Genomic DNA, 17094 nt, shown 5'->3' on the forward strand with positions numbered 1-17094 from the left:
CCAGCGGCCACCGACATTCCGGGCCGCCGGACCTCAACTTCGGACGCGGTGGACGGCGAAGTTCGACACCTCGTCACCGCTGATGCCGTGGTGGACCCTGGACGGCGTCAGGATCGCGAGACCGCCGCCGATCTCCGTCGGAACGCCGGGCAGGTCGCCGGAGATCCGCCGGCCTTCCCCGTCGAACAGCAGGAACCGCTCGGGGGTCTCCCGCGCCCCGGACCTCGTGGCCGGCCGGACGGCGATGAACCAGTTGCCGGTCGCCGTGTACCGGGTGAGCGTCCCCGTCTCCAGCAGGTCGTGGATCTTCGTGACGCCGTCGCGGGTCTGGATCGTCATCGCGCGGCCGCCCCGGTCGCGTCCCGCGGCGTCCGGTCCCGTCTCGCAGACGATGAGCGCGTCGCCGTCCCCGTCGCACCGGTCGAGAGGCGTATGGATCTTCGCCAGCTCGCGGCCGGTGTCCCGGTCGAGGACGACCGCGCCGTCCGCCGTTCCGACGACGATCGTCCCGCCGCCCGCGTCCTGCGGCAGCAGTTCCGGCTCCCGGTACCGGTCGCCGAGCCGCCATCGCCGCTTCCCATCCGCCGCGCCGTACGCGATGAGGTCGAGCAGCCTCCGGTCTCCGGGCTCGCCGGGACCGTGCCTGGACACCAGGACGACGCCGCCGCCGGCGCCGACGGGCTCCACCCCCCGCTCACGCCAGAGTTCCCGCCGTGATCCCGCCGCGTACACGATGGTCTCGTCCCGCACATCCTTGAGGTCGTCGGACTTCGTGACCTCGACGACGATCACCTCGGCGTCGGCCGCCTCAAGCAACACCGTGCCGTCCCCTGCCGGTACCCGCTTCTTCCATCGGACTGCACCGTCCCTGAGGGACAGCGCGGCGAAGCCCTGCTCGCCCCCGGGCCCGGTGTAGCGGATGAGCAGCAGCGGTTCGCCACCCGCGTGCACGGTGTGGAAGTCGGTGACGAACGCCGCTTCGGCGCCGCCGCCGAGCGATGCGTCCTCGCGGACGGACCAGCGTTCCGCGCCGGTCATCGCATCGGCGACGACCAGCTTGCCGGGATCCTGGTCGTCCCGGCCCCGGCCGGTGTAGACGATCGCGTCGCCGACGAGGTCGATGCCCCTGATCGCGCGGAGACCGGTGTCCCGGGCCTGCGGCGGGGCGGGGGTCTCACCGGCCGCGGCGGTCCACAGCGGCGCCGCGTCGATGCGGGGCGGCGCGAGCGCCGGCTTTCCCGGCCCGCCCGGTTCGGGCGATTGCGCGCCGACGGCCGCGGCGTGCACGACGAGCCCTTCCGGCGCGGGCGACGATCCCTTCCGATCCACCCGGAACGCGATGGCCGTCTCCGATGCCGCGCCGGCCGCACCATGCGGTGCCGGGCCGGCCCGGTTCGCCGCCCGGTCGACCACGGCGTGCCGGACGGGACGGCCCGCGGCGGGGGACGTGCGGACGAAGATCCGGTCCTGCCGGACCAGGTGGACGTGAATCCTCGACTCCCCGTCGAACGGGGGCTTCCTCGTGATGAACGGCTCCTGCCCGGTGCCGGGACGGATCGTCATCAGCCGCCCGTCGGGCCCCTCGCACGCGATCAGCGTGCGGCCGTCATCGCCGCAGCCCCGGAACTCATCGTCGCGCGCCGCGCCGCCCGAGCCGGTCTCGCGGCCCGTGGCGGCGTCGAGCAGCACCGTCCGCCGGTCCCCGAGCATCTCGTCCGGTTCCCGCTCCACCACTTGGACGACGGCCGTCCCGCCGGCCACCGCGTCCAGGTGGGAACTCTCGAACGCCCCGCTCAGATCCCACCGCTTCTTGCCCGTCTTCACATCCAGCGCGAAGACGTGGGCGCCTTCGCGTTCCCTTCCCCTCGGCCACGACGGGGCCTGCTCGCCGCTCGTCTCGCCGAGCAGCAGGCCGCCGCTGAACCGGTAGGCCCAGCCGTCCGTGTTCTCCCACAGTTTCCCGCCGGTCGCCGGATCCAGTGCGATGGTCTTCGGGTCGGAGCCCCGTTCCCCTTCCAGACTGGTGAGGACGGCCCGCGTGTCCGCGGCGAGGAGCCTCACCTTCTGCTCGCGGTCGTCGTCGCCCTTACCGCCCGGCCTGGGCCGGATGAGCGCGTGCTTCCAGCGGACGGCGCCGTCCTTGCCGGACAGCGCCGCCACCCCGATCTCCGTCTCGCCCCTCTGGGGACCCTCCGAGTACTGGACGAGAACCGTCCAGTCGTCCCCGTCGCCGTACACGACAGGCTTGCCCGTGACGCCCGTCATCTGCGCACCCTGGAGCCCGAAGACGTCATGGGGCTGGGCGCCGCCGCCGTTGCGCAGAGCGAAGCCGACGTCCGCGACCCAACGCGCTCGTCCGGTCCGGACATCGACCACGGCCAGCCTGGCCCCGTCAGCGGCGTCGCCGGCGACGATGGCGACGTCCCCGCGCAGCTCGACCCCGGCGACGCTCACCATGCCGAGCTTCCGCTCGTCCCACATCGGCTTGTCGCTGAACGAGACGAGGGCCGGCCGCTCCTCCCCGTCCGGCAGCGGATCGATGTCCGAGCCCCCGGACCCGCACGCCCTGACGAGTGTGAAGACCGTGACCACCGCCACGAGGACGGCTCCGGCGGCCAGCGCGCGTGACCTGTTCGACTTGGGCAGCACGACGGGATCCTCGCCTAGAGTGCACGGCACAGCGCCAGGTGACCGGCCGCGGGAATGCGATGGCCGAAACGATCATTCGGTTCCGGCCGCGTCCGGCCGGATCCGGCCGGGCGGCGATCGTCCGCTAGCGTCGAGATCATGCCACCTCCCGCCGATGCCGTGACCGCCGACGATCTGGCCCTGGCCGTCCGGATCGCCGTCGCCGCCCTGAGCGAGGCTCCTCCGGACGCCTGGGACGCCAAGGCCGGATCGCTGGAATGGGACTGCTGGGAGACCGTCGAGCATCTGAGCGACGACCTCTTCGCCTACGCCGCCCAGTTGGCGCCCAGAACGCCGCCCATGGACGGCGAGGTGCCGTTCGTGTGGGAGAGCCGGAGACCCGGTGGCCCCGCCAACGCCGTCCACGCGGACCGTGAGGCGGGGCCCGCTGGGCTTCTGCAGGTGCTGGAGGCTTGCGGCGGGCTCCTCGTCGCGATGGTGCGCTGCACGCCGCCGGACGTGCGAGCCCACCACGTGTTCGGTGCCTCGGATCCCGAGGGATTCGCCGCGATGGGCATCGTGGAGACCGTCGTCCACACCCATGACCTGGCGGAGGGCCTCGGACTGCCCTGGGAGCCGCCCGCCGGCCTGTGCGCCCGTGTGCTCGGACGGCTGTTCCCGGAAGCCCCACGTGACACGGCCCCATGGCCGACGCTCCTCTGGTCCACCGGCCGCGCGGAACTGCCCGGGCACCCGCGCCTCACAAGCTGGCGCTGGAACGGCACGGTCCGCACCTGACACTGCCCTCGGCTTGCTTCAGCGCCGGTAATGGAAGGTCGGTTTGGGGTGCATGAGGAAGTCGTGATGGGAGATGTTCCAGGCGTAGGCACCGGCCATGGTGAAGGCGATGACGTCGCCGGGGGACAGGTGCGGGACGAGGACGTCGCGGGCGAAGACGTCCTTGGGGGTGCAGAGTTGGCCCACCAGGGTGGCCCGGCTTTCTGGGTCGTTCGCGGTGAGGACCTTGAAGGGCTGGTCGTGGCCCTTTGTCACCGGGGTCCTCAGGTGGTGGGTGCCGCCCCGGAGGATCACGTAGGTCTCGCCGCGGGTTGTTTTCACATCGAGGACGTCGGTGACGTACCAGCCGTGGTAGGCCGTTAGCGCGCGGCCCGGCTCGATGCGTAGCGCCGGGCTTTCGGGAAGGCCTTTCCCGTAGGTTTCCCAGTCGAAGCGGGTGTCGGGGCTGGTGTAGTCGACGGCCATTCCGCCGCCGAGGTTGAGTTCGGGGTCGTTCACCCCGTGGGCTTCAAGCCAAGGGAGTGCCCAATCTCTTATCTGGGCGGCCAGGTCGAGCATTGCCGGGGCGTCCAGGCCGGAGGCGAGGTGGACGTGGATGCCGCGGAGGTCGATGCCAGGTGTTTCGGCGATGCGGCCGGCGCATTCGTCGAGGCCGGGCTCGTCCATGCCGAAGGGGCCGCTCATGGTGAGGGCGGCGTCCAGGGTCTTGAGCGGCAGGTTGGCGCGTAGCAGGACGCTGGCCGGCCCGGGGAGACGCGACAGTTCTCGCGGGCTTTCGACATGGATACGGTCGACGTTGAGGTGGTGGGCGAGGGCCAGTTCCTCGGTCGTTTTTCCCGGGCCGCCGAAAGCGATGCGAGAGTTGGGCAGAGTTGCTCTGACGTGAGTGAGTTCACCGCCGGATGAGACTTCTATGCCGTCCACGTGAGGAGCCAGCGTCCGGAGGATCTCGGCGTCCGGGTTGGCCTTGGCGGCGTAGAAGATCTCCGTGTCGGGCAGAGCAGCGCGGATTTCGGCGGCGTGTGCCTCCAAACCGGCCAGGTCGTAGATGTAGGCGGGGTAGCTGTCGAGATTGACGGCGTATTCGTTCATGGCGGCCGGTTCGTTCATAGCGGTCGTGGTGCGGTGAGCGGGTTGGGGACGGGGACGTAGGCGGCGCCGCGGTCGGCAGCGCGGGACCAGCGGGTCCGGAGATTCGCCTTGGCGGGCAGCGGAACTCCGGCCAGAAGCGCCCTTACCTGGGGGTGGTGGTCGTGGTCGGCGAAGTGCTTTCTCGCCGTCCGCCAGAGCGTCTGCTCCAGGGACGGGTGGAGGTCCGCTACCGCGGCGGCGATCTCGGTCAGGTGGTTGACGACGAGGCAGTAGATCACGCGGTTCCAGCCCCGGTCGGGGGCGTAGGTGAGGCTTTCGGCCACGCGTGCCGGGAGATGGGCCAGGTCCCAGCGGCCGGCGGTCAGCTTCGTGCCCTCCAGGTCGCGGAACGCCGCGTGAACGGGCATGCCCTCGGCGTCCACGCATATGAGCACGTTCTGGAGGTGGGGCTCCAGGACGACGCCGTGATCCAGGTAGGCGCGCAGGACCGGGGGAGCCACCTGAGCAACGTAGGCGTCCCACCAGGCTTGGGCGCTGTCGGGCGCCGAAAGTGCAGGGATGTCCGCGAGGAACGTGGTGTACGGGTCGGCCAGTGCACCGGCCAGGAGCGGTGTGCCGGGAAGGCCCTTGATGCCTTGGCGCAGGATCACGCCCAAGCCCTCGAACAGGCGGCGGTCGGCGAGGGTGGTGCTGCGGTAGGCGGGCTCAGCGAGGAACGTGGAGTCCAGCTCCTTGAAGATGGGCGGCAGCAAGTCGTTGAGGGCCATCGCTCCGGCGAGCTCGTACCAGGCGTTCTTGCGGACACAGTTGGTGATGCGCACGTCCAGGCTGAACTTGCAGAACACGTCCGCGTCCGGCAGATACACCGTGCGGACGGACGACGTGGGCACCGCCTCGGTACCGGACGGGCCAAGGCTGAGCAGCCGGCCCCTGGCCATGGCCTCCTGTAGGACGGGGTTGTCCGCCATCAGGGAGAACTGCCACGGATGGACGGGGAGCAGCCCGTGCCCGGGCGGGGGTGGAGGTCCGTATGCCTCCAGGTCCGCGAACGCCTCCGGGGTTCCCTCTTCGGCGATGAGCTCTTCGGGGACGGCCAGCCAGTGGGGACGGAAGCGGTTCCTGGTCTCCGGGGCGTACTGAAGCCAGTCGTCCGGCGAACCCTGGCGTGACTTCGGGGAGGGGTGGAAACGGTGCCCGGCGACCAGGGATTGCTCCGAGTCGATGTAGCGATCGTCCAAGGGGCCGCAGCGCGCGGCGAGGATCGCGGCCATAGCGCTGTGGCTGTCGTCCACCTGGGTGAGGAACTCCGGGTTCGCGCGGCCGGTGGCCAGTTCCAGCTCACCGGCGACGAGGTTCGCCAGCCTGTCCCAGGGGGCCGCGATCCACTCGTCCCCCCGCTTTTCCTCATAGGGCGGGGCCAGGCGGTACGTGGGGCCGGCCGGTGGACGGGCCAGGCCGGTGCGCAGCACGACGCCCGCGCGCGGCAGGCGGGCCACCAGGTGCGCGCCGTCCGGCCATACCTGCTGCTCGGGTGCGCAGACCTCCCGGATCAGGCAGTTCAGCAGCGCGGTCGAGGTGGCGTCGTCGGCGCAGATGCCGGGTTCTGTCAGCAGCACGTCGGGTCCCCGTGGCGTGGTGGATGGGTCGGGCGTGGTCAAGGGATCGGGCATGGATGACGGCTTGGGCAAGGTTGATGGCTTGGTCGGTGAGTGGTCGGGCGTTGCCGGTCGATGCGGTCCGGGTCACGGGCACGTGGCGTCCCGCAGGTAGTTCGGCCCTGGCGGGCCGTAGTGCTTGTTGATGTCGGCCGCGCCGGTCCTCGCCTTGTCGACGAGGGTTCCGGCGGTGACCATGGCCTTGCCCGGCAGGGTGTCCGCGTCCAGCGTGCGGGAGCGCAGGAACGCCTCGTCCGGCCCGAGGGCCTCGTCCAGCCGCTCGCGGATCATCGCGCGGCCGGTGCGCCAGGGCAGGAGGCCGCGCTCGGCCAGGCCGAGGGCGGGCGCGGCGGCGCACAGGTGCAGCGTGATGGTGACGAACACGCGGGCGAGCGCCTCGTCGTCGTCGGTCGTCATCCTGCGGTCGATGAGGTCGCGCGGGTCCGTGCCGGGGGACGGCGGGAGACGCTCGCGGAGCCGGGACGTGTTGATGAGCGCGCCGTCGTTGTCCTTGATGAGGAGGCGGGGCGGGGCGTCGTCCAGGACGAGGGCGACGTTCTGCTGGTGGGCCTCCAGCGCGATGCCATGGCGGAACAGCGTGACGTTCCATGAGAACAGTGCGGACAGGTAGGCGTCGAAGACGGCCTCGACATCCCAGCGTTCGACCACCTGGCCCTTGTCCGGGGCATCCGCGAGCAGCGCCGCTATCGGGACGATGTGCGCGCGCGCTGTCTCGGGCGGGAAACGTCGAACGAGATAGCCGAGGAGGGGGTCCTGCGCGTGGCCGTAGGTCTGCTCGTCGGTGAGAAGCACCGGGAGTTCCGGTCGCCGCCGGAGGACGCGGTGGAGGATGCGCTCGACGAGCGCGCCGTCCGGCAGGGTGCCGGGCATGATCGTGCGGCGGTTGCGGAGCCCGAGGGTGCTGGTCGGCAGCGGCATCTTCAGGTGCCCGAGCGGCGCGGCGGCCACGGTCCGCATCGACAGGGTGGGTGTGACCTGGAGGTACGGCTCGGGGGCGAGGACCGCGCCGGGGTGCCCGCGCACCTGCCGCACGGCCAGCGGGTGGACGGGGAACAGGGCCGCACCGGCGGCGGGGGCGTCCAGGCCGACGTCCGGGGGGCTCGGCCACCAGCCCGGCAGCGACCCCGCGAGCGCCGGATTCCGCACCGCCGCCCAGTGCAGCGGGAACGACGGCGCGAACTCCGGCGCGTAGCGGCTCAGATCGGCCATGGACAGCCCCGCGCGACCGCGGCCCGCCGGATGCACCGGATGGTCGTTGTAGGCGGCGAGCGTCTCGTAGAACGTGCCGGGGCCGGTCCGCAGCTCGTCCGGGATGCGGGCCAGCCGCCGGTACACGGCCGGGCGCGCGTCGTCGTGGAGCTTGACGGTCGCGAGGGCGTCCCTGCATTCCCGCTCGAACGCCTCGATGTCGTCGCTCGGATCCGCCAGCGCGCGCACGGCGGTGAAGACGTCGTTCAGCCCGAGCTTCTGCGCCGGGTCCACGACGAGTTCGGAGAGGAACGCCGGACGCGCATCCAGGAGGCGCACGGAACGGCCCGGCAGCCTCAGTGTCCGGTGCTCGACGAGGCGGTGCAGGCCCGCGTAGTTCTCGCGCAGGAGCGCGTTGAGGACCCGGGCCGCCAGCCGGCCCTCGATGTCGTCGCCGGTCACGCGATCGTCCAGTCGTGGGCGGCACGGAAGCGCGCCAGTGCGGCGTCCACCTCGGCCGCCTCGGGGCCGATGGCGCGGACCGTGCCCAGGTAGTCGCGGTTGGTGCGGGTGAGGGCGACCGTGTCCCCCACCGCGCGTTGCGGGCGATAGGCCAGCCGCACTGGGCCGTCGTCCATCTGGAGGGGGCCGGGAGCCGCTGTGAGCTTGCCGGGGCGGTCGGCGATGACCGGTTCGGCGATGGCATGCCGTCGCCCAGGGGCCTGCCAGACCGGAAGGGGCTCGCCCAGGTGGACCTTCAGGATCTGCTCGAACAGAGGCACGCCGAGTAGGTCGGCCAGAAGGAAGTCGCAGTGGTCACCGATCAGCCGGTAGTTGACCTCGATGATGCGGGCGCGGCCCTCATTGACGACGAACTCCGTGTGGCAGGCCCCGAATCCGACACCCATCGTTTCGAGCTGCTTCAAGACCACCGGCGTCTCTGGGGGCGGGGCCGTCCACTCAAGGCGTTCCTCCACGAAGAAGGGCGGCGGCGACAGAGTCGTACGAAACGATCCCAGGACACGCAGTTCCCGCCCGTCGCCGATCGTTTCCAGTGTGTGGAGGCGGCCTGGGAGATACTCCTCCGCCACCAGGGGGTCGTCCCGGTGCGCGGCGATCTCGTCTCGCCGTGTGGCCAGCTCAGCGGCGTCCTGGACGAGGAACACGTCCTCACTGGCCACCCCCTCGCGCGGCTTGAGGACGAGCGGATACGGCGCGTCCGCCGGCACCCGGTGCGCGTCCGCCGAGAAGACCGGGTCGAGGGATGCGAGGTGCCGCCGCATCAGGGCCTTGTTCTTCGCGCGGGTCGCCGCCCGCCAGTCCTTGGCCGGGAGCCCGAAATAGGCGGCGGCCAGCGCGGCGGGCGCCTGGAGGAAGTCGCTGTTGGAGAAGACGGCCGCCGGCTCGCCGCCGCCGACGGCGGCGATGATCTCGCGGAAGTCGGAGACGTCGCATTGGACGACGGGCCCGTCGAACGTCCCCGCGTGGGCCGCCGGACGGTCGGTCAGGAGCACCGTCTCAAGCCCCAGGCGCGCGGCGGCGGGCAGGAACCCGTGCGTCACCGAGTCGGTCGTCTTCCCGGCGACCAGGTAGAGAGAGGCGGCCACGATCGGCCTTTCCAGTGCGGACGATAAGGCTGCGTGCGGACGGGGCTGTGTGAGATAGGGCTGTGTGAGATAGGGCTGGGCGAGACAGGGCTGTGTCAGGTGAGGCTGCGCGAGACGGGACGGATATGTGAGGTAAGCCTTGCCTAACTCGCTGTCACCATAGTGGCGGGGGCCGCATGCGGAGGCAAGAACGATGACATCGCGTGTCCCGCCCCGTTCGGCGATCCGTCAGGATGTGGCCATGGATCTCGTCGACCGGTGGGTCGCGCTCGCCGGACCTCACACCAGGCATATCGGAACGGAACTGGACAAGCGCTACGGCGAACCGCACCGCCGCTACCACACGCGCCGGCACCTCACCGCCGTCCTCGACCTTGTGGACGAGCTGGCCGGGCACGCCGCCGCCCCCGACATCGTCCGCGTCGCCGCCTGGTTCCACGACGCCGTCTACGACCCCGAACGCGCCGACAACGAGGAGCGCAGCGCCCGCCTCGCCGCACGCATGCTCGCCGACACCGACCTCCGGGAACCGGAGATCGAGCAGGTCGTCCGCCTCATCGAGCTGACCACCACGCACGCGCCGGACGAAGACGACCCGGACGGCCAGGTGCTGTGCGACGCCGACCTCGCGATCCTCGGCGCGGAGCCCGGCCAGTACGCCGCCTACGCCGCCGCCGTCCGCGAGGAGTACGCGTTCGTCCCGGACGAGTTCTTCCGCGCGGGACGCGCCGAAGTCCTCAACGGCCTTCTGGCCCTGCCGAACCTGTTCCACACGCGACCCGCCCGGGAGCGCTTCGAAGAACGCGCGCGGAACAACATCCAGACGGAGCTGACGCTCCTCAACGCCTGACCGCGCCGACCGGCCGGTAGGCCTTGCGCCGGCGCAGGCCCGCCGCGGTCAGCCGCGAGAGCAGCTCCTGGCAGCCGACCGCCTGCGCCCCGAGCAGCACGGCCTTCTCGTAGAGTTCGGACGGGACGTCGTAGTGGTCGCGCTCGAACGCCCGCGGCGGCATCCCCAGCTCCGCCGCGAACGAGTGCAGCTCCCCGTAGGAGACGTCGCTGACCATGTGCGACCAGACCCGGCCACGCGCGGGCCACAACGGCGGATCGATGAGGATCAAGAAAGCTCCGGGGGACGAGTGACCGGGATCCCTTACGCTGCCTGACAGTACACATGCGAAGGGGCATGCAGGTGAACGACGTACAGCCGAGCGACGTGGTCGCGCACATCCAGGCCGGCCGGGACCGGTTCATCGCCGACCTCAAAGAGTGGCTGGCGATCCCGTCCATCTCCGGGGACCCGGCACACGCCGGGGACGTGCGGAAGTCGGCCGGGTGGCTCGCCGGGTACCTGCGCGACCAGGGGTTCCCGACCGTCGAGATCTGGGAGACGCCCGGACTGCCCGCCGTCTACGCCGAATGGCCCGCGGACGACCCCGACGCCCCCGCCGTCGTCGTGTACGGCCACCATGACGTCCAGCCGGTCGAGCCGCTGGAGGAGTGGGACACCGACCCGTTCGGCCCGGTGGTGAAGGGCGACCGGCTCGTCGGGCGCGGCGCGTCCGACGACAAGGGGCAGATCTTCTTCCACGCGCTCGGGATCGGCGCGTCGCTCGCCGCGTCCGGGCGGCAGGCGCCGCCCGTCACGATCAAGCTGCTGGTGGAGGGCGAGGAGGAGTCCGGGTCGGCGCACTTCGCCGACCTGCTGCGCACCCACCGGGAACGGCTCGCCTGCGACGCCGTCGTCATCAGCGACACCACGATGTGGGCCGCGGACGTCCCGTCGATGTGCACCGGGATGCGCGGGCTGACCGAGACCGAGGTGACGCTGCGCGGACCCTCGTCCGACCTGCACTCCGGCTCGTTCGGCGGCGCGGTGCCGAACCCGCTGCAGGCCATGGCCAAGCTGCTCGCCGCCCTGCACGACGCCGACGGCCGCGTCGCCCTTCCCGGCTTCTACGACGACGTCGTCCCGCTGACGGACGAGGAGCGGGAACTGTTCGCCCGGCTCCCGTTCGACGAGGACGAGTGGCTGCGGGGCGCCGGCGACAGCCGCGCCGCCTACGGCGAGAAGGGCTACAGCACGCTCGAACGGATCTGGGCGCGTCCCACGGCCGAGATCAACGGCATGTGGGGCGGGCATACCGGGCCCGGCGGCAAGACCATCGTCCCCCGCGACGCGCACGCCAAGATCTCGTTCCGGCTCGTCGCGGGCCAGGATCCCCGCAAGGTCCAGGAGGCGTTCCAGGCGTGGGTCGCCGAGCACACCCCGCCCGGCGTCGAGGCCGAGGTGCGCGTCCTCGGCGCCGGCGTCCGGCCGTGCTTCTCGCCGATCGACTCCGCCGGCGTCAAGGCCGCGCGCCGCGCGATGGAACGGGCGTTCGGCACGGACATGCTGTTCACCCGCGAAGGCGGCAGCGGCCCCGAAGCCGACCTCGCCGACATCCTGGACGCGCCGCTGGTCTTCCTCGCCGTCGGGTTGAACGGCGACCGCATCCACGCACCGAACGAGAAGGTCGAGATCCCGCTGCTCCTCAAGGGCGCCGAAGCCGCCGCGTACCTGTGGGAAGAACTCGCCACGGCGCTGCGCTGAAGACCCCTGGAGAGGAGCAGAACGTGACCGAAGGCCCCCTGGAGTGGCTGGCGCTCGCCCGCGGAACCCTCGACAGGGTAGCGCTGAACCGCCGCGACGACGCCTGGCTGGACGCCGCCTGGACGAACCCGGAGACCCGCGTACTCGTCGTCCAGGACGGCCGTGCGCTGGTGGCCCACGAGCCGGAGCCCGCGCTCGTCCTCGTCCCGCCGGAGCAGGCGCCGGACGGTGAGCGCTGGCTCCTCGGCGTGGACGCCGGCGGCACCGCCTACTTCGGGACGTCCGGGCCGCTGCCCGCCATCGAGGGGACGCGGCCGTCCGGGCTCCGCCACGTCGGCGCCGTCCTCAGCGACCAGGACTCCGGCCTGCTCACCCATCTCGTGGCGCTGGAACACTGGCACAAGAACAACCGGTACTGCCCGCGCTGCGGCACCGAGACGCGAACGGCCTCCGCCGGGCACGTGCGCGTGTGCCCCGAAGACGAGTCCCAGCAATTCCCCCGCGTCGACCCGGCCGTGATCATGCTGGTGACCGACGGGGACGACCGGATCCTGCTGGCCCGCGGCCCGCAGTGGCCCGCCGACCGCCGCTCGATCCTCGCCGGCTTCGTCGAACCGGGCGAGTCCCTCGAACAGGCCGTCGCGCGGGAGGTGAAAGAGGAGGTCGGGGTGCCCGTCCGCGACGTCCGCTACCTCGGCAGCCAGCCGTGGCCGCTGCCGCAGAGCCTCATGCTCGGCTTCACCGCCAAGGCGGACGGCGACATCCCGCTGTATCCCGACCCGGAGGAGATCATGGACGCCGCCTGGTACACCCGCGACGAACTGCGCGCGGCCATCGACGCCGGCGACATTGTCGCACCGGGCCCGCTGTCCATCGCCGCCCAGCTCATCATGCGCTGGTACGGCGGCGACCTCCCGAAGATGCCGCACTTCTGACGGAGGGGTCATCTACCGTGAGCGGTGTGTGATGGCCCCGCCACTGCGGGGATGGTCCCCAAACGGTGCCGACCATGGTCTTGCCGGACGGGTGCTCCCCGCGCACGCGGGGATGTGGAGACGGCCCGCCGACCTTGCGGTCGGCGGACCTTCTGCTCAACGCTCGTTCTGGAGTTCTGCCAGGTGGCGCTTGACTTCCTTCGCGCTGGGGTTCGTAAGAACGATCTCGGTGCCGATCGTGACGGTCGGGACCGTCTGATTTCCGCCGTTGACGCTCATGACGTAGTCGGCGGCCTCCGGGTCGCGCTCGATGTCGACCTCCACCATCTCGATGCCGTCACGGGCGAGCTGGCTCTTGAGCCGCCGGCAGAACCCGCACCAGGACGTCGTGTACATGGTGAGCTGGCCGGTCGGGCCCTTGGCCCGGTCGGTCGTCGGCGTCGCCATCGCTCCGTCGTCTCCCTCGTTCGTTCGTACGATTCGCCTACCGAGAACAGTAGCCAGGCGCCCCGCATTCCGTTGTCCACAAATCACGTGCCGGGTGATGCGGAAGGTGCGGGCTGCGAGTATGGGGGGATGTTGGCAGAGTCGGTGCTGGAGGGACTCGACCCCGAGCAGCGGGCGGTCGCCGAGGCGGTGAAGGGCCCGGTGTGCGTGCTGGCGGGCGCCGGGACGGGCAAGACCAGGGCCATCACGCATCGCATCGCCTACGCGACGCTGACCGGCGTGGTGACGCCGCAGCGGGTGCTGGCCGTGACGTTCACCACGCGGGCGGCGGGCGAGCTGCGCAGCCGGCTGCGGCAGCTGGGCGCGCCCGGCGTGCAGGCGCGGACGTTCCACGCGGCGGCGCTGCGCCAGCTCACCTACTTCTGGCCGCGCGTCGTCGGCGGGGAACCGCCCAAGATCGTCGACTCGAAGATCGGGCTGGTCGCGGACGCGGCGCGGGCGTGCCGGCTGTCGCTCGGGCGTGCCGAGCTGCGCGACGTCGCGAGCGAGATCGAATGGGCGAAGGTCACCCAGAACCGCCCCGAGGACTACCCGGCCGCGATCGTCCAGGCCGGCCGGAGACCACCGGCCGAGATCGTGGACGTGGCGCGCGTCTACGCGATGTACGAGCAGCTCAGACGCGAACGCAACCTGCTCGACTTCGAGGGGATGCTGGAGCTGACCGCGGCCGTGCTCACCGAGCACCGCGAGGTGGCGAACCAGGTCCGCGAGCAGTACCGGTACTTCGTCGTGGACGAGTTCCAGGACGTCAACCCGCTGCAGAAGATGCTGCTCGACACCTGGCTCGGCGACCGCGACGACCTGTGCGTCGTCGGCGACCCCAACCAGACGATCTACTCCTTCACCGGCGCGTCCCCGTCCCATCTGCTCGGCTTCACCCGGGAGCACCCGGACGCCAAGGTCGTCAAGCTCGTCCGCGACTACCGGTCGACGCCGCAGGTGGTGCGGCTGGCGAACGGCGTGATCGGGCAGGCGGGGGGCGACGGGGCGTTCCGCCACAAGCTGGAGTTGCAGGCCCAGCGCGACCAGGGCCCCGAGCCCGTGTTCAACGAGTACGACGACGAGGTCGCCGAGGCCGACGACGCGGCGCGCAGGGCGCGCAAGCTCGTCGACGAGGGCGTCCCGGCGCGGGAGATCGCGATCCTGTACCGGATCAACGCGCAGTCCGAGACGTACGAGTCGGCGCTGGCGGCGGCGGGCGTCCCCTACGTGCTGCGGGGCGCGGAGCGGTTCTTCGAGCGGCCCGAGGTACGTGAGGCGGTGGTCAGGCTGCGGGGTGCGGCGCGGGCCGGCGCCGACGCGGAGACCGATGGGACGGGGCTGATAACGACCGTCCGGCACGTCCTGTCCGGGGCCGGGTTCTCCGACCAGCCACCCGAGGGCGCGGGGGCGGCCCGCGCGCGCTGGGAGTCCCTCGCCGCGCTGGCGCAGCTCGCCGAGGACATGGCCGCCGACAACCCGAAGGCCGGTCTGCCGGAATTCGTCGCCGAGCTGGAGGAACGTGCCGCAGCACAGCACGCGCCGCCTCTGGAGGGCGTGACGCTGGCGTCCCTGCACGCCGCCAAGGGCCTGGAGTGGGACGCGGTGTTCCTCGTCGGGCTCGTCGAGGGCACGCTCCCGATCATCTACGCGGAGACGCCCGCGCAGGTGGAGGAGGAACGCCGGCTGCTGTACGTCGGCGTCACGCGGGCGCGCGTCCACCTTTCGCTGTCGTGGGCCCTGTCGCGCTCGCCTGGAGGGGCGCGCCACCGGCGCCCGTCCCGCTTCCTGTCCGGCCTGACCGGCAAGACCGCCACGCACACCCCGGCGCGTGCCGACCGGACGAAGCGGCGCGCCGCCAAGGGCCCGCAGCCGTGCCGGGTGTGCGGCCGCCCGCTGACCGCCGCCGTCGAACGCAAGCTCGGCCGCTGCGAGGACTGCCCGTCCGAGCTGAACGAGGAACTCCTCATCGGCCTCAAGGAGTGGCGCGCCCAGGTGTCGGCCGAGCAGAAGGTCCCCGCGTACGTCGTGTTCACCGACGCGACGCTCCAGGCGATCGCCGAGCACGCCCCCGAGTCGATGGAGGAACTCGCCCGGATACCCGGCGTCGGGAGGGTCAAGCTCGACCGCTACGGTGACGCCGTCCTGAACCTGTGCGGCCACTGACCCCTGGGGCCGGCGACGGGTGACATCGTGCTCGCAGCAACGGATACGGAAGACTGGCGGCCGTGAAGGAACCTCTCAAGGAACTGCTGGACCTGCTGGACCTCGAGCAGATCGAGAACGACATCTTCCGCGGCCGCAGCCCTGAGGAGCGGCGGCAGCGCGTCTTCGGAGGCCAGGTGGCGGGGCAGGCGCTCGTCGCCGCGGGGCGCACCGTGCCCGCGAACCGGCCCGTGCACTCGCTGCACGCCTACTTCATCCGTCCGGGCGACCCGCTCGTCCCGATCGTCTACACGGTCGACCGGGTCCGCGACGGGCGGTCTTTCACCACGCGGCGCGTCACCGCCGTCCAGCACGGCAAGGCGATCTTCACGCTGTCGGCCTCGTTCCAGATCGCCGAGGAGGGGCCCGCCCACCAGTCCGCGATGCCGGACGCCCCCGCCCCCGAGACGCTCCCGGACGGCCTGGAACGCCTGACGCCCCTGTTCGGCGAGGTCGGCGCGCGTGAGTTCGTGACGCGGCGCCCGTTCGACATCCGGCACGCGACGCCGCTGTCGTGGGAGGCGGCCAAGGACCCGTCCCTGGCCACCCCGGTGTCGAAGGTGTGGCTGAAGGTCGACGGCGAGCTGCCCGACGACCCGCTCCTGCACGTGTGCCTGATGACCTACGCCTCGGACATGACGCTGCTCGACACCGTCCTGCTCAACCATGGCCTGGCCTGGGGAGACAAGCGGACGATGGGCGCGAGCCTGGATCACGCCATGTGGTTCCACCGGCCGTTCCGCGCCGACGACTGGCTGCTCTACTACCAGGACACGCCGTTCGCCGGCGGTGCGCGCGGGCTGGCCCGCGGCCAGGTGTTCACCCGGTCGGGGGAGCTGGTCGTGTCCGTCATGCAGGAGGGCCTCGTCCGCGTCGCGGACTCCCCGCGGCACTGACGTGGGTGTGGGACTCCCGTGAGCGTCCGACGCTCCCAGGACACCGCGGGTTCCGTGGGAAGAACGTGAACTCACCCACAAAACCGCAGGTCAAAAATATCTTGTTGATTCGGCGGAGTCCCCGTACGCTCGAACGCGAGCAATCAACACGGCGCGCCGGTGTGGATCTTGAATCCGCCCGGTGCGGCCCGAGAAGCCAGGAAGGTGGTGTGTAGTCCGGTGAGTAACACGTTGATCAAATCCGCGTCGTCCTGGACCGCCGCATGCCCTGGCATCTCGATGTCCGAGGCCCCGGCCGCGTATTCAGCGGTCTCCGGTGTGCGGCTACGCGTCTCCCGCGACATGCACGGCATGCGCGGCGTGAATTCGCGTGAGCTGCATGTCGAGCAGCGATTCGCGCAGCGAATCCAGGACGACCAGGGGCGGATTGTCTTCGAACACCTTCTCGAGGACATGAGCGTCCCGGCTCCGGCCACGGCCCACGTGGGCGTCACCCCCGAGGGTGGCGTGTCGGGTCCGTATCCCTGGAGGCGACCGGTCTAGAACAGGCCGGCTAGCCCCCAGGCCGCGGATTCCGATACCGGATCCGCGGCCTTTTTCTTTGCCCAGACAACCCACCGACACGCCCGTTGAGATCCAACGAGAGGAACAAGGGTGACTGTGATGCAGGGGGCACTCGCAGTAAGCGAGGAGGACCTCACTCTTCCGTGCCGGACCGACCCGGAGCTGTTCTTCGCCGAGGCTCCCGCCGACGTCGAGCTCGCCAAGGCCCTGTGCCTGGAGTGCCCGCTCCGCCGGGAGTGCCTCGCCGGGGCGCTCGAGCGCAAGGAGCCCTGGGGCGTCTGGGGCGGCGAGCTCTTCGTCCGCGGTGTGATCGTGCCGCGCAAGCGGCCGCGTGGCCGCCCGCGCAAGCACCCGCGGCCGGACGAAGTGACCGTCTGATCCACCAGGACTCACCAGAGCGGGGCCCCGCGCACCACATCGGTGCGC

14 protein-coding genes are annotated in these 17094 nt (G+C 71.3%); 7 read left to right on the forward strand and 7 right to left on the reverse strand.

Features of this window, described 5'->3' with window-relative positions:
* Positions 1–33: 33 nt before the first annotated feature.
* Positions 34–2649: a PQQ-binding-like beta-propeller repeat protein gene (locus E1285_RS18635; RefSeq protein WP_132153735.1), complete on the reverse strand. Its 2616-nt coding sequence runs from the start codon at positions 2647–2649 to the stop codon at positions 34–36.
* A gap of 138 nt (positions 2650–2787) precedes the next feature.
* Here E1285_RS18635 and E1285_RS18640 point away from each other — a divergent pair, with 138 nt between their 5' ends.
* Positions 2788–3426, forward strand: coding sequence for a maleylpyruvate isomerase N-terminal domain-containing protein (locus tag E1285_RS18640; RefSeq protein ID WP_132153737.1), 639 nt, complete (start codon positions 2788–2790; stop codon positions 3424–3426).
* Positions 3427–3444: 18 nt separating this feature from the next.
* Here E1285_RS18640 and E1285_RS18645 read toward each other — a convergent pair whose 3' ends face one another.
* From E1285_RS18645 to E1285_RS18660, 4 genes are all read right to left on the reverse strand, one after another.
* On the reverse strand, positions 3445–4536 hold the full coding sequence (locus E1285_RS18645; RefSeq protein WP_165966665.1) for an alanine racemase: 1092 nt from the start codon (positions 4534–4536) through the stop codon (positions 3445–3447).
* Complete coding sequence (locus tag E1285_RS18650; RefSeq protein ID WP_207946655.1) at positions 4533–6134, reverse strand: IucA/IucC family protein; 1602 nt, start codon at positions 6132–6134, stop codon at positions 4533–4535. Before E1285_RS18650 ends, E1285_RS18645 begins: the two co-directional genes overlap by 4 nt.
* Positions 6135–6260: 126 nt before the next feature.
* Positions 6261–7844, reverse strand: a complete 1584-nt coding sequence (locus E1285_RS18655; protein ID WP_132153741.1) for an IucA/IucC family protein — start codon at positions 7842–7844, stop codon at positions 6261–6263.
* Complete coding sequence (locus E1285_RS18660; protein WP_132153743.1) at positions 7841–8989, reverse strand: ATP-grasp domain-containing protein; 1149 nt, start codon at positions 8987–8989, stop codon at positions 7841–7843. The genes E1285_RS18655 and E1285_RS18660 overlap by 4 nt, the downstream gene beginning before the upstream one ends.
* 241 nt (positions 8990–9230) lie before the next feature.
* Here E1285_RS18660 and E1285_RS18665 point away from each other — a divergent pair, with 241 nt between their 5' ends.
* A complete protein-coding gene (locus tag E1285_RS18665) occupies positions 9231–9839 on the forward strand; it encodes an HD domain-containing protein (RefSeq protein ID WP_132153745.1) in 609 nt (202 codons plus the stop codon).
* Here E1285_RS18665 and E1285_RS18670 read toward each other — a convergent pair.
* Entirely contained in the window at positions 9829–10110 is a 282-nt protein-coding gene (locus E1285_RS18670) for a DUF4031 domain-containing protein (RefSeq protein ID WP_132153747.1), read from the reverse strand. The genes E1285_RS18665 and E1285_RS18670 overlap by 11 nt on opposite strands.
* A 71-nt stretch (positions 10111–10181) precedes the next feature.
* Here E1285_RS18670 and E1285_RS18675 point away from each other — a divergent pair, with 71 nt between their 5' ends.
* Both E1285_RS18675 and nudC read left to right on the forward strand, forming a co-directional pair.
* Positions 10182–11582, forward strand: coding sequence for a dipeptidase (locus tag E1285_RS18675; protein WP_243722889.1), 1401 nt, complete (start codon positions 10182–10184; stop codon positions 11580–11582).
* Positions 11583–11605: 23 nt separating this feature from the next.
* Positions 11606–12517, forward strand: coding sequence for an NAD(+) diphosphatase (gene nudC, locus E1285_RS18680; RefSeq protein ID WP_132153751.1), 912 nt, complete (start codon positions 11606–11608; stop codon positions 12515–12517).
* 156 nt (positions 12518–12673) lie between these two features.
* Here nudC and E1285_RS18685 read toward each other — a convergent pair whose 3' ends face one another.
* Positions 12674–12964 (reverse strand): mycoredoxin, encoded by a 291-nt coding sequence (locus E1285_RS18685; protein WP_132153753.1) that lies wholly within the window; start codon positions 12962–12964, stop codon positions 12674–12676.
* 129 nt (positions 12965–13093) lie between these two features.
* Here E1285_RS18685 and E1285_RS18690 point away from each other — a divergent pair, with 129 nt between their 5' ends.
* The 3 genes from E1285_RS18690 (at position 13094) to E1285_RS18700 (ending at position 17046) form a co-directional block, all read left to right on the forward strand.
* Complete coding sequence (locus tag E1285_RS18690) at positions 13094–15169, forward strand: ATP-dependent DNA helicase UvrD2 (RefSeq protein ID WP_132153755.1); 2076 nt, start codon at positions 13094–13096, stop codon at positions 15167–15169.
* A 62-nt stretch (positions 15170–15231) separates the two neighbouring features.
* Positions 15232–16104, forward strand: coding sequence for an acyl-CoA thioesterase II (gene tesB, locus E1285_RS18695; RefSeq protein ID WP_132153757.1), 873 nt, complete (start codon positions 15232–15234; stop codon positions 16102–16104).
* A gap of 663 nt (positions 16105–16767) precedes the next feature.
* Complete coding sequence (locus tag E1285_RS18700) at positions 16768–17046, forward strand: WhiB family transcriptional regulator (protein WP_132153763.1); 279 nt, start codon at positions 16768–16770, stop codon at positions 17044–17046.
* Positions 17047–17094: the final 48 nt, after the last annotated feature.

The sequence above is a fragment of the Actinomadura sp. 7K507 genome, assembly GCF_004348425.1.
Taxonomy (GTDB): Bacteria; Actinomycetota; Actinomycetes; order Streptosporangiales; family Streptosporangiaceae; genus Spirillospora.